The 12,397-nt window shown below is 41.0% G+C and carries 11 protein-coding genes; 7 read left to right on the top strand and 4 right to left on the bottom strand.

The genetic code is table 11. The features are described from left to right. The first annotated feature begins 78 nt into the window (after positions 1 to 78). From C511_RS17990 to C511_RS0114145, 3 genes are all read left to right on the top strand, one after another. Complete coding sequence (locus C511_RS17990) at positions 79 to 192, top strand: homocysteine S-methyltransferase family protein (protein ID WP_148297678.1); 114 nt, start codon at positions 79 to 81, stop codon at positions 190 to 192. A 122-nt stretch (positions 193 to 314) separates the two neighbouring features. Continuing rightward, positions 315 to 731 (top strand): hypothetical protein, encoded by a 417-nt coding sequence (locus C511_RS16960; protein ID WP_024995653.1) that lies wholly within the window; start codon positions 315 to 317, stop codon positions 729 to 731. 74 nt (positions 732 to 805) lie between these two features. Continuing rightward, positions 806 to 1,345, top strand: coding sequence for a hypothetical protein (locus C511_RS0114145; protein ID WP_024995652.1), 540 nt, complete (start codon positions 806 to 808; stop codon positions 1,343 to 1,345). Between the two features lie 98 nt (positions 1,346 to 1,443). Here C511_RS0114145 and C511_RS0114140 read toward each other — a convergent pair whose 3' ends face one another. The 4 genes from C511_RS0114140 to C511_RS0114125 form a co-directional block, all read right to left on the bottom strand. Beyond that, complete coding sequence (locus C511_RS0114140) at positions 1,444 to 2,136, bottom strand: type 1 glutamine amidotransferase (protein WP_024995651.1); 693 nt, start codon at positions 2,134 to 2,136, stop codon at positions 1,444 to 1,446. Positions 2,137 to 2,140: 4 nt separating this feature from the next. After that, positions 2,141 to 4,225, bottom strand: a complete 2,085-nt coding sequence (locus C511_RS0114135) for a S9 family peptidase (protein WP_027318311.1) — start codon at positions 4,223 to 4,225, stop codon at positions 2,141 to 2,143. Positions 4,226 to 4,360: 135 nt separating this feature from the next. Next, on the bottom strand, positions 4,361 to 6,202 hold the full coding sequence (gene yidC / locus C511_RS0114130; RefSeq protein ID WP_027318310.1) for a membrane protein insertase YidC: 1,842 nt from the start codon (positions 6,200 to 6,202) through the stop codon (positions 4,361 to 4,363). A 33-nt stretch (positions 6,203 to 6,235) separates the two neighbouring features. Next, positions 6,236 to 7,837: a CTP synthase gene (locus tag C511_RS0114125; RefSeq protein ID WP_024995650.1), complete on the bottom strand. Its 1,602-nt coding sequence runs from the start codon at positions 7,835 to 7,837 to the stop codon at positions 6,236 to 6,238. Between the two features lie 204 nt (positions 7,838 to 8,041). Between C511_RS0114125 and C511_RS0114120 the strand changes: the two genes are divergently transcribed. The 4 genes from C511_RS0114120 to rsxC all read left to right on the top strand — a co-directional run bounded on the left by C511_RS0114120 (position 8,042) and on the right by rsxC (position 12,390). Continuing rightward, a complete protein-coding gene (locus tag C511_RS0114120) occupies positions 8,042 to 9,412 on the top strand; it encodes a DUF3078 domain-containing protein (RefSeq protein ID WP_034782547.1) in 1,371 nt (456 codons plus the stop codon). Between the two features lie 312 nt (positions 9,413 to 9,724). Next, complete coding sequence (locus tag C511_RS0114115) at positions 9,725 to 10,147, top strand: SoxR reducing system RseC family protein (protein WP_024995648.1); 423 nt, start codon at positions 9,725 to 9,727, stop codon at positions 10,145 to 10,147. Between the two features lie 7 nt (positions 10,148 to 10,154). Then, a complete protein-coding gene (locus C511_RS0114110) occupies positions 10,155 to 11,021 on the top strand; it encodes a Fe-S cluster domain-containing protein (RefSeq protein ID WP_024995647.1) in 867 nt (288 codons plus the stop codon). 34 nt (positions 11,022 to 11,055) lie between these two features. Next, the gene (gene rsxC, locus C511_RS0114105; protein ID WP_027318309.1) at positions 11,056 to 12,390 is read left to right on the top strand and encodes an electron transport complex subunit RsxC; all 1,335 of its coding nucleotides are present in this window, start codon (positions 11,056 to 11,058) and stop codon (positions 12,388 to 12,390) included. Positions 12,391 to 12,397: the final 7 nt, after the last annotated feature.

The following is a 12,397-nucleotide window of genomic DNA, read 5'->3' as shown; positions in this document are numbered from 1 at the left end:
TGCATCATGTAGTCATAAAAGATTTATAATTTTGTGTTTCAGGTTTATTTATCTGCAATTCATATAATTGCGTGTAACATGATGAAGTTACGGCAAGAAAACGGACTTCGCATCTTTGGAGGTTGTTGCGGCACGGACTACAGGCACATGGAAGAAGTGGCTCGTTTGCTGACTGCAGGAGCCGATTTATAGACGGTTAGCCAGCTTGTAACGGACTGCTGCCTACGATTTTTAATGTTTTTAGGGAGAATAAACTTAAATAAATAACGATTTTAAGCAAATAAGCGGATTTAAAACTATATTTGCAGCCATCTATGGTACGAGTGATAAAAGTAGCCTTGTTTATTCTGTCTGTTATAGCTGTGTGCTATGTGGACTGTTCTGTCTTGTTGCAGCCGGAAGCTGTAGCAGGCGGTGCTGCTCATGCTGTCGATCACTCTTCCGCATTTTCCTCAAAGACCTACACGATTGACATGGTGAGGCATTCAAACTTCTCGGATGCTGAACTGGGCAGTGGCTTTTGCGACGGCTATCATGCTGTTGATACCCGCCTGCAACGCGTAAATCTGGTAGAATATCACGGTTCTTTGAGGGGCATTCTTCAATGTATGTCTCTGCATAAATCGTCGGAGTTCATGCATAAATGGCCTGCGCTGCTGCATGCTCCGTATCGAACGGTATCAGGACTCACCAATTATTATGTGTATACGTTAAGACGGATCATTATTTAGCTGTTTAAATACGTGTTTTTTGTTGACCTTTCTCTTTTTAATCATTGATTAAATAACGTTTAAACAGTATTTATATGACAGATAATGTTCAGGTTGCAACTATTTTTGCATCCTCTTACGCCGATGTGGCGAAGAAAGCCAGTGCGTCAAAAATTGGAATCTCATTAACGATGTTGGCTTTAGGTGTTTTGAGTTTTGTTTCTATTCTTGGAATGGACGACAGGTCGTCAACCTTAAGCATGATGGCCATGGTGGCGGGTTCTGTTTTGTTTCTTACAGGAGTTTTTCGCTTGTTCTGGAAATCAAAACAGATGGTTTACGTGCCCACAGGTAGTGCAGTGAAAGAAAAAAGTGTGTATTTTGATTTGAAGCATCTCGATGCACTGAAAGATGGTTTGGATAAGAAGGATTTTTCTTCTTTGAAGGCTTTAAAAAGTGAAACAAGCGGAAATTTGAGAATGGATGTGCTGGTTTCTGCCGATCATCAGTTTTCAGTTGTGCAATTGTTCCAGTTTGTGCCTTACAACTACACGCCAATTACAGGTTTGTATCATTATAAAGAGCAAGAGGCTTCTGCTTTTGGAACTTTTTTAGTGAGTGCTACTACGCATTAAGAAGACTTGATTTCATAATTTAGTTATATTTAGTTGGTTGTCCGGCAAAGCATTTCAGTATGTTTTGCCGGACTTTTTTATGGTGCATCGGCACGCATTTAGTTGAGGTTGAGTATCCAACGAGCTATGGTTGCTCCTTGTGCAGTTTGCAATTGGAGGCTTTCCATCGCTTTCCGAATCAGCTCTGCATCTTTTCCTTTTGCTTTTTCTAGAACGTGTTGGGCGTATTGTTTGGTGTATTCGGGGTGTCCCTGAAAACACAAAATATGATTGCCCACCATGAAGGCCTCGTTTGGACAGAAATCACTCGTTGCAAGCAGTTCGGCTTCGGGTGGCAATTGCATGACTTGATCGTTGTGGTTGTAGTTAAGGTACATCTTTCCGTCAGGGAAGTACTTCAAGGCTTCGGGATGTATCACTTGAGACGATCGGATTCCCGTGCCCCATCCTTTACCGGAAGGGGCTACTTCGCCACCCAATGCTTGGGCGATGGCCTGATGCCCGAAACAAAATCCCACGAGCTTGGCTTTGGCCTGATGGGCGCTGCGGATAAAGTCAAGCAAAGCAGTCACCCACGGCAGGTTTTCATAGACGCCCGCTCGGCTGCCGGTAATGAGATTGATCTCATTACCGTTCAGCTGAGGGAAATTTCCTTTTTGCACATCAAACAATTCGTATTCTATTGTTGCGTCAACCTGATTGAAAAGGTTGTATATCAACGTAGGAAAGGTTGGAAGAAAAGGCGGCAGGATGTCTTCAAACCAATCACAAACTAATATATTTATTTTCATGCTCTTATTTTTTCAACCATTTATCTAACCATTCGAAGAAGGTGCGTTGCCACAAAATGCCGTTCTGTGGTTTAAGAACCCAATGGTTCTCATCCGGATAAAGAAGCAATTGGGCGGGAAGGCCTCTTAATATGGCTGCGTTAAATGCTGCCATTCCTTGCGAAGCTAGTATGCGATAATCTTTTTCGCCGTGTATGCAGAGGATGGGTGTGTCCCATTTGTCGACAAACTGATGGGGAGAATTGGCAAAGGTGCGCTGCGCAGTTGCGTTTTCTCTTTCCCAATAGGCGCCTCCCATGTCCCAGTTGGCAAACCACATCTCTTCTGTTTCGAGGTATTGCATTTCCATATTGAAAATACCGTCGTGTGCAATAAATGCTTTGAAGCGTTTGTTGTGATGACCGGCCAGCCAGTAAACTGAAAAACCGCCAAAGCTGGCACCAACACAGCCCAGTCTGTCTTTATCAACAAACGGTTCCTTAGCCATTTCGTCAATAGCGGTGAAGTAGTCGTTCATGCACTGTCCGCCGTAATCGCCACTGATTTGCTCGTTCCATTCTTTACCGAATCCGGGCAGTCCTCTGCGGTTGGGGGCAACAATAATGTAATCGTTGGAAGCCATAATCTGCAAGTTCCATCTATATGACCAGAATTGGCTGACTGCGCTTTGCGGACCTCCTTGGCAATAGAGCAGGGTGGGGTATTTTTTAGTCGGATCAAACTTAGGGGGATAGATAACCCATGTCAACATGCGCTTGCCGTCGGTTGTTGTCATCCAACGTTCTTCTACCTTGCCCATTTCAATTTGGTCGGTTATGTGCTTGTTTTCGAAGGTCAGTTGGGTTGCTTTTCCTTTTAAATCGACTGCATAAATGTCATCGGCCATGCTCATGGAGTGTCTTGTCGCAATAAGTTTCTTTCCGCAGAGTGCGATGGAAGCATAATCGTGCTGACCGCTTGTGAGTGCCTTGATGGAATTGTCTTTCAGGTTGACTGAGTAGATTTGTGAGGTGGCGTGCCAAACTCCGGTGAAATAAATACTTTTACTATCGGTGTTCCAGCAGAAACCGTCAACGTTGGATTCAAATGCCTGGCTGACAAAGCGTTTTTCTCCGGTTTCCAGGTTTATAACGAATAGACGATTGAGGTCGGCTTCGTATCCGTCGCGTTCCATGCTTAACCAAGCAATGCTCTTTCCGTCGGGCGAATATTGCGGATTGGTGTCATACCCCATCATACCTTCGGTTATGTTAACCGTCTTTTTTGTTTGCAGGTCGTACACATAGATGTCTGAATTGGTAGAAAAGGCATATTCTTTGCCTGTCTTCTTGCGACTGGTGTAAGCAATCTTGTCGGAAGTTGTGTTCCATGCCAGCTGTTCCATGCCGCCAAAGGGTTTCATGGGGCTTTCATAAGGTTCACCTTGCATGATGTCGGTTACATTGCTCAAAGAAGAGCCGTCAAAATCGGCAACGAAAGGATGCGGAGCGGTTGTAACCCATTCGTCCCAGTGCTTATACATGAGGTCGTTCACAATGATTCCCGAAGCTTTAGGCAGGTCGGGGTATTTATCGGCTGTGCTCGGAACTGTTTTTACCTGAGCAATAAAAAGAACTTTCTTCCCGTCAGGTGAGAATGAGAAGCCTTCCACATCTCCATCGTATTGAGACAATTGCTTCCGGTTCGTGCCGTCGAGGTCCATCTCCCAAAGCTGACTGCTTCCGCTCTCTGAACTGAGAAAAGCAATTTTGCTTCCTCCTTTAATAAAGGTTGCTTCGTTTTCCGAAAAAGGAGTAGCTGTGAGCTGCTGTTGCCCACTACCGTCGGCATTCATGATGAATATCTCTCGGTTACTTTTGTTTTGCGGAACGCTATAGTAAGCTACCGTATACACTACTTTTTTGTTATCGGGCGATACGGATACACCGCCCATACGGCCCATAGCCCAGAGTGCTTCGGGAGTCATACGCCCGTCGGTGATGCGGACTTCCGACTTTCCAATCAGTTCCTGACTTGCGTTCGCCGCATCAGCTGTGCTTGTGGCCAGTGCCATGGCTGCCGACATAATCATTAGGTTTGCAGATTTCATATTAATAATTCGTTTTATAATTGTCATGCCGTAAAGATACGATTATTTTTAAAGCAATAAAAAAACTCCGCCGGGCAATCATTGCGAGGCGGAGTTTATCGTTAGCTGAAAAATATCAAATCAAATTCCAAAGTTTTACTTTTTGCTTTTGGGACGGTCTTTCATCATTTGTTCCTGTTGTTTCTGCATCTGTTCCAAACGAGCTGCAAAACCTGATTTCTTTTTGGGCTTTGCTTTGTTGACTTCCAGTTGAGCCAACAGCTTGTCTTCGTTAGTTACTTTACGCAAAACAATCATGGTTACTACACTGATTAGGGTAGAGATGAAGTAGTAATAGTTCAAACCGGCGGGGTAGTCGTTCAATACGAACAGGAACATAACTGGCATAAGGTACATCATCCACTTCATCGCAGCCATTTGTTGCTGTCCGGTATCTTGTTGTGACATGGTAAACTTGGTATTCAAGATATTGGTTACCGTCATCAAAATACAGAATAAGCTCAAGTGATTGCCTAGGAACGGAATGTGGAAGGGGAACGTCACAATGGCATCATACGTTGAAAGGTCATCTGCCCAAAGGAAACTTTCCTGACGAAGCTCAATAGCACTCGGTACAAACATGAAGAGTGCCATCAAAATTGGGAATTGAAGCAACATAGGTAAGCATCCGCCCATGGGACTTACGCCGTATTGGCTATAGAGTGACATGACTTCCTGCTGTTTCTTCATGGCATCTTCCTGCTTGGGGTATTTCTTATTTATTTCTTCCACCTGAGGTCTTAGAACTCGCATCTTGGCAGATGAAATATACGTTTTCCATGTAGCAGGGAATACAACCACTTTTACAATAATTGTCATCAGTAATAACACAATGCCCATGCTTAATCCCCAGCTTGACAACCAGTCGAAGATGTTGATGGTAAACCATTTGTTTATTGATCGTACAACAGGCCATCCCAAGTAAACTAAGTTATCGAGTTCCAGCTTATCGTCTCTGTCTTTATCAAAGGCTTTAAGCGTTTTGTAGTGGTTAGGACCGTAATAAAAATGAAGAGTAGTAGGAGCAGAGCCGTTCGGATCAAAGAATGTGCTCATCTCTGAAGCATAGTTTTTGATGTATCCGCTTCCTTGTGTCTCTATCTTTGTCTTTAATACACTTTTCTCAAAATCTTTATCGGCTATCAGTACCGAAGAGAAAAACTGATTTTTATAACCGATCCAGTCAAGTCTTTCAGGAACAGACTTTTCTTCGTCTTTAGATGCCGAAAGGTAATCGGAATTACCACCCGAATACTTGAATGTAAGTTCAGATAGACGGTTTTCATACGTAAAGCCTTTCTCTAATTGACGCGCGCGCTGTGCCCACTGAATGTCGACATAGTTTGTACTGGCTAACTTTCCTTGCATGCCTGTTGCCTGAATAGAGAAATCAACCATATAGCTGTCGTTGTGTAGTTTGTACACAAAGTCTATGTAGCTTGTGCTATCAGCAGCCAAACGCATAGTAAGTGTACTATCTGTTTGGTTTACCGCTTGGAAGTAATAGTCTTTTGATTGTATAACCTCTTCCTTATTGTAGAAGTTAAAGTTAAGAGTCGCATCGTTTTCTTTAAAAAGAACCAGCGGTTGTTTGTCTTGTCCTTTGTAATTCTTCAAAAGAACCGAATTAACGTATCCTCCCTTATTAGTCACTGACAGCTTAATCAAATTATTCTCAATAGTCGTAACTTGTTCACTGCCATTGGCTGATTGAAAGAAAACGGAATTGGAATCGGCTGTATTCACCTTCTGGGTTTCATTTGCCAGAGCTGCTGTTTTTTTAGCTTCCAATGCGGCTTCCTGCTGCTTTACTACGGTGATAGAATCATTGTATCGCTGCATGGCAGCTTGTTCCTCATCACTGGGACGACTGAAATAACTGAATCCAATTAGTAATATACCTATTAAAACCAGACCTGTTACGGTGTTTTTGTCCATAAATTTGTTTATATAATAATTGTTAGAAACCTTTTATTTACCAATAGCAGCTTTGATAAAGGAAATAAATAGCGGATGCGGATTAAGCACTGTGCTACTGTATTCCGGATGGAACTGAGTACCAATGTACCATTTCAGTGCTGGAATTTCCACAATCTCAACCAAATCAGATTCCGGATTGACTCCTACACATTTCATGCCGTTGTCTTCAAATTGCTTGCGGTAGTCATTGTTAAATTCATAACGATGGCGATGGCGTTCTTGTATGTGTTCCTGTTTGTAAGCCTGATAGGCTTTGGAATTCTTATTAATGATACATTCAAAAGCTCCCAGACGCATCGTTCCTCCCATATTGGTTATGGCTTTTTGTTCTTCCATAATATCAATAATGTTGTGAGGAGTCTTTTCATTGAATTCAACGGAATTGGCATCTGGGTAACCCAATACGTTGCGGGCAAACTCAATGGCAATGCATTGCATGCCTAAACAAATACCGAAAGTGGGAATGTCATGTTCACGAGTGTATTTGGCTGCAACAAATTTTCCTTCAATACCTCTGGAACCAAAGCCCGGGCATATAACTACGCCATTAACATGGCCCAGCTTTTCATCAACATTAGCCTCTGTAAGTTGTTCGGACTGCACATATTCAATCTTCAATTTATGATCATTGTAGGTGGCAGCCTGCGAGAGTGATTCCAAAATGGATTTGTAAGCGTCTTGCAATTCAACATACTTACCGACCAAAGCTATTTTCACTTCATCTGTAGCTTGAGATCTTCTCTTCAAGAACTCTTTCCAAGGTTCCAGATTTGGCTTTTCGCCGGTTGGCAGTCCCATTTTTTTAAGAATTGTTTCGTCGAGACCTTGTTCTTGCATCAACAAGGGAACTTCATATATGGTAGAAGCATCAATGGATTGCACAACAGCTTCTTCGGCCACATTACAGAATAATGCCACTTTCTTACGCAAAGACATGTTTAAGTTGTGCTCTGTTCTAAGCACCAAAACATCCGGCTGTACGCCTAATGACTGTAGCTCTTTTACGGAGTGTTGAGTAGGTTTGGTCTTTAATTCACCGGCAGCTGCTAAGAAAGGCACGTAGGTAAGGTGTACGCATAAAGCGTTCTGACCGAGTTCCCATTTTAACTGACGGATGCTTTCAAGATATGGCAATGATTCAATATCACCCACAGTTCCACCTATCTCAGTAATAACAAAGTCAAACTTGTACTTGTTACCAAGTAATTTTACGTTGCGTTTAATTTCGTCGGTAATATGTGGTATCACTTGAATCGTTTTACCCAGAAAATCACCTCTTCGCTCTTTATCTATGACGCTTTTATAAATGCGGCCAGTAGTAATGTTGTTCGCCTTTGTTGTTTGAATGCCCAAAAAACGTTCGTAGTGTCCCAGGTCGAGGTCGGCCTCGTGACCATCTACCGTAACATAGCATTCTCCGTGCTCGTAAGGGTTCAATGTTCCTGGATCAATATTGATATACGGGTCAAACTTTTGAATGGTTACTTTGTAACCTCTTGCTTGAAGCAATTTACCGATGGAAGATGATATAATTCCTTTTCCAAGAGAAGAGGCAACACCACCGGTTACGAAAATGTACTTTGTTTCTCCCACAGTTGTACTGTTTTATATTTTAATTGTTATATACTGTAAGTTGGCTTAAAAATGCAAAATTAGAAAAAAAAGAGGAAGTACATAGGCTTTAGCTAAACAAATTATTGATTTTTGCATTTTACAGATAGAATTGCTCCGGATGTGATTTTTATTTTGTTATTCACCGGATTTTAGTGTAATTTTGCTGTTCAAACATGAATTCGTATGAAGAAACTTTATGCATTTTTGATCTTATTGGTATTATTTCTATCACCGGCAGATGCTCAAAGGTCAGCTAGAAATGGTAGAACACGTGTAAATCACAACACAGACAAAAATCATGTTGATACAGTTCCCAGCTTATTGTATCAGCATTATTTTGGGCAACTTGATTCATTGAATAATGATACGGTTCCCATGAGGTATATTGAATCTGATCCGGACTATTATCAGTTGTTTGTTCCAATAGCTTATTATTATGCTCCCATCAAACAAGCATCTGAGATGAATTGGAGTTTTCAAATGCCCGATTCGGTTCAGCCCATAGGTAGTGGATTGCTATCATACAATGATAGGTTGTTCAATAAAACAGCTCGAACGAAAAAACAGGTTAATAAAGTGCTGTTAAATCTGTATGTTAACAGGCCGGATCTTGTAGTAACAACGGAAGATCAAATAAGGAGTCGCCGTTTGTTCCGTGACGATATTCCCGTTAAAATGTCATCTGAAACGCGAGTGATGAAACTTTTCAAACCCGAGGAGGTTAAAGAAGATGTTGGGAAAGCTCAAGTGGTTATTCGTAAACCTAATTGGTGGGTTACGGGCGGTAGTGGCTCACTTCAAATAACTCAAAACTATATTTCTGATAACTGGTACAAAGGTGGCGAGAGTACTAATTCTGTTTTGGGTAACCTGCAACTCTTCGCTAATTATAATGATAAGGAGAAAGTGCAGTTCGAAAACCTGATGGAAATAAAGATGGGATTTAACACGGTTCCTTCGGATACAGTCAGAGAATATAGAATTAATACGGATGTGCTTCGCCTATATAGTAAATTAGGTATTCAGGCGGCTTCGAAGTGGTATTATACTATTTCTTCCGAGTTTAACACCCAATTTTGGAAGAATTACAAAACAAACACCAATAATGTTGTATCTTCATTCATGTCACCGGCTAATTTTATATTCAGTGTCGGTATGGACTATAAATTGAAAAATAAAAAACTAAATTTGTCTGTCTTAATGTCTCCTGTTTCATATAACCTCCGCTATGTTGGTGATAAGAAAGTTGATGAAACAAAATTTGGTTTGGATGAAGGAAAGTCGACTTTGCATGTTATCGGTTCTAAAGTTGAAACCACATTGGCCTGGACAATAATTCCTTCGATAACTCTGAATTCCCGCTTATATTATTTCTCTAATTATCAGAAGGTAGAAGCGGAATGGGAGAACACATTTAATTTTGTGTTGAACCGTTATCTTTCTACAAAGCTGTTTGTGCATGCTCGTTATGATGATGGTTCTACACGCAGTGAAGGATCTAGCTACTTTCAACTGAAAGAACTTTTAAGCTTTGGTATTAATTACACTTGGTAATTAAGTTCAGTCTCAGGCGAAGGCGTCTTCAGAAACTATATAGAAACAGTTTTCTGAAGACGCCTTCGCTTTTTGTGTATTGTTATAAATAAAGATGTTTTTCTTTTCTTTTGTATTTTATTCTGTTAGCTGAACGATAAATTGAAGTTTATACGATTTATATTCTTTTCCAATGATATAGAGGGGTGTAAAAATTGGTTCGTTTGAGCATTTAAAAAAGGCATTTTATACCATATAAAAAACAGTAGAAAGCTTCGTAGTTTATAAATTATGCTTAAATTTGCCGCAATTTGTAATGTTGAGTTTGCAAAAATGGCGGATACTATTAAACATCAAGGTATTGTGGAAAACATAATCGGTTCTCAAATCTTTGTGAGAATTGTCCAAACTACAGGTTGTGCTTCGTGCAGTGCCAGGGGGTATTGTTCTTCTTCAGAAAGCAAAGAGAAGACAATAGAGGTGACTGATTATGATTCGATGAATTATAATGTGGGCGACTTTGTAGAAATTACAGGGCAGACATCAATGGGAATGATGGCTGTGCTGTGGGCTTTCATTTTACCTTTTCTAATTCTTATAATCTCTTTATTTTCAACGATGTCTTTATCAGGTGGCAATGAACTCTTATCATCTGCCGTTTCATTCATACTTCTTCTTCCTTATTACCTTATATTATGGGTAAGCAAGGCTAAAATGAAAAAACATTTTTCATTTACTATAAAACCAATAAAATAACTAATTTATGAATTTGATTCTGATAGCAGTGATTTCTTTGGGGGCTATTGCGCTTATTTCAGCAGCAATATTATTTGTAGCTTCTAAGAAATTTGCCGTGTATGAAGATCCACGTATTGCTAAAGTTGGAGAGGTTTTACCTCAAGCTAATTGTGGAGGTTGTGGTTACCCGGGTTGTAGTGCTTTTGCTGATGCATGTGTAAAAGCAGAGACTTTAGAGGGTAAGTATTGCCCGGTTGGCGGTCAGTCGGTGATGGGACAGGTTGCGTCTATACTCGGTATGGATGCAGAGGCCTCTGATCCAATGGTAGCTGTGGTTAGATGTAACGGAAGCTGCGAACATCGCCCTCGTTTGAATACCTACGATGGTCCGATGAGTTGTGCTATTGCCGCTTCTCTTTATGGAGGGGAGACTGGTTGCAGTTACGGTTGTTTAGGTTGTGGCGATTGTGTGGAAGCTTGCCAGTTTGATGCGATACACATGAACCCTGAAACCGGACTTCCTGAAGTAGATGAGGATAAGTGTACTGCTTGTAATGCATGTGTTAAAGCTTGTCCTAAATCTATTATTGAACTTCGTGCAAAAGGCAAAAAATCACGCCGTGTGTATGTATCTTGCGTTAACAAGGATAAGGGTGCTTTAACTCGTAAAGCTTGTGATGTAGGATGTATTGGATGCAGTAAATGCGTGAAAGCTTGTCCTTACGAAGCTATCACAGTGACCAGCAATTTGGCTTACATTGATTACAACAAGTGCAAATCTTGCCGTAAGTGCGTAGAAGTCTGCCCTCAGAGTACAATCATTGAGGTAAACTTTCCTCCTCGTAAGCCTAAACAAGAGGCAGTTGAAACTGCTCCGGTAGCTGAAGCATAATAAACAGAATATAAACTGATAAAATACATAATGTATGTTGAAGACATTTTCAATTGGCGGTGTTCATCCGCAAGAAAATAAACTTTCAGCGCATCAACCCATTGTTGCAGCAGATGTTCCTGCAAAAGCAATTATTTTGCTTGGTCAACACATCGGTGCTCCTGCAAAACCAATTGTCGCAAAAGGAGATATGGTTAAAGTGGGTACAAAAATAGCAGATGCAAACGGATTTGTTTCTGCAGCTATCCATTCTTCTGTTAGTGGAAAGATTGCAAAAATAGATTCGGTTATTGATGCTAGTGGCTATGCAAAACCTGCTATTTTTATAGATGTGGAAGGTGATGAATGGGAAGAATCTATTGATCGTGACACAACACTGATAAAAGAGTGCTCACTCTCGTCTGAAGAAATTGTGAAGAAAATTGCAGATGCAGGTATTGTTGGTCTGGGCGGCGCTTGTTTCCCAACTCAGATAAAACTTTGTCCTCCTCCATCTTTTACTGCTGAATGTCTTATTATTAATGCGGTAGAGTGCGAACCTTATTTGACTGCCGACCACCAACTGATGTTGGAACATGCAGAAGAGATCATGGTTGGAATTTCTATCTTAATGAAAGCTATTAAAGTAAATAAAGCATTCATTGGAATTGAGAACAACAAACCTGACGCTATCGAGCTGATGACCAAGGTTGCATCAACCTACGCAGGAATCAGTGTAGTTCCTTTAAAGGTTAAATACCCTCAGGGAGGTGAGAAGCAACTGATTGACGCTATTATAACACGCCAGGTTCCTAGTGGAGCATTACCTATCGCAACAGGTGCAGTTGTTCAAAACGTTGGGACTGCTTTCGCTGTGTATGAAGCTGTTCAAAAGAATAAACCATTACTAGAGCGTGTTATTACAGTAACAGGGAAATCTCTTCAGAAACCTTCAAACTTCATGGCTAGAATTGGTACGCCAATGAGCCAATTAATTGACGCTTGTGGCGGATTACCTGAAGATACCGGTAAAATTATCGGTGGAGGTCCTATGATGGGTAAAGCGCTTATGAACGCAGAAGTGCCTACAGCCAAAGGAAGCTCAGGTATTCTTATAATGAATAAAAAAGAGGCCAAGCGTGGTGAAGAACGCAATTGTATTCGTTGTTCAAAATGTGTAAGTGTATGTCCGATGGGACTTGAACCTTTTTTGTTAGGAGCTTTAGCTGAGAACAAGGATTTTGAGAGAATGGAAAAGGAAAGAATTATGGATTGTATTGAATGTGGTTCGTGCCAGTTTACCTGTCCGGCTTATCGTCCTTTATTGGATTATTGTCGTTTAGGAAAATCAAAAGTTGGTGCAATGATTCGCGCACGTCAGGCTAAATAATTAAGAT

Origin of the sequence: Bacteroides graminisolvens DSM 19988 = JCM 15093 (genome assembly GCF_000428125.1) — a bacterium.
In the GTDB taxonomy this organism is placed as follows: Bacteria; Bacteroidota; Bacteroidia; order Bacteroidales; family Bacteroidaceae; genus Bacteroides; species Bacteroides graminisolvens.
Note: the sequence above shows the minus strand (reverse complement) of the source record. Positions and strands in the feature narration are given on the sequence as shown.

Coding starts and splice junctions, on each gene's coding strand:
- C511_RS17990 (WP_148297678.1), top strand. CDS start 79: ATGATGAAGTTACGGCAAGAAAACGGACTTCGCATCTTTGGAGGTTGT.
- C511_RS16960 (WP_024995653.1), top strand. CDS start 315: ATGGTACGAGTGATAAAAGTAGCCTTGTTTATTCTGTCTGTTATAGCT.
- C511_RS0114145 (WP_024995652.1), top strand. CDS start 806: ATGACAGATAATGTTCAGGTTGCAACTATTTTTGCATCCTCTTACGCC.
- C511_RS0114140 (WP_024995651.1), bottom strand. CDS start 2,136: ATGAAAATAAATATATTAGTTTGTGATTGGTTTGAAGACATCCTGCCG.
- C511_RS0114135 (WP_027318311.1), bottom strand. CDS start 4,225: ATGAAATCTGCAAACCTAATGATTATGTCGGCAGCCATGGCACTGGCC.
- yidC (WP_027318310.1), bottom strand. CDS start 6,202: ATGGACAAAAACACCGTAACAGGTCTGGTTTTAATAGGTATATTACTA.
- C511_RS0114120 (WP_034782547.1), top strand. CDS start 8,042: ATGAAGAAACTTTATGCATTTTTGATCTTATTGGTATTATTTCTATCA.
- C511_RS0114115 (WP_024995648.1), top strand. CDS start 9,725: ATGGCGGATACTATTAAACATCAAGGTATTGTGGAAAACATAATCGGT.
- C511_RS0114110 (WP_024995647.1), top strand. CDS start 10,155: ATGAATTTGATTCTGATAGCAGTGATTTCTTTGGGGGCTATTGCGCTT.
- rsxC (WP_027318309.1), top strand. CDS start 11,056: ATGTTGAAGACATTTTCAATTGGCGGTGTTCATCCGCAAGAAAATAAA.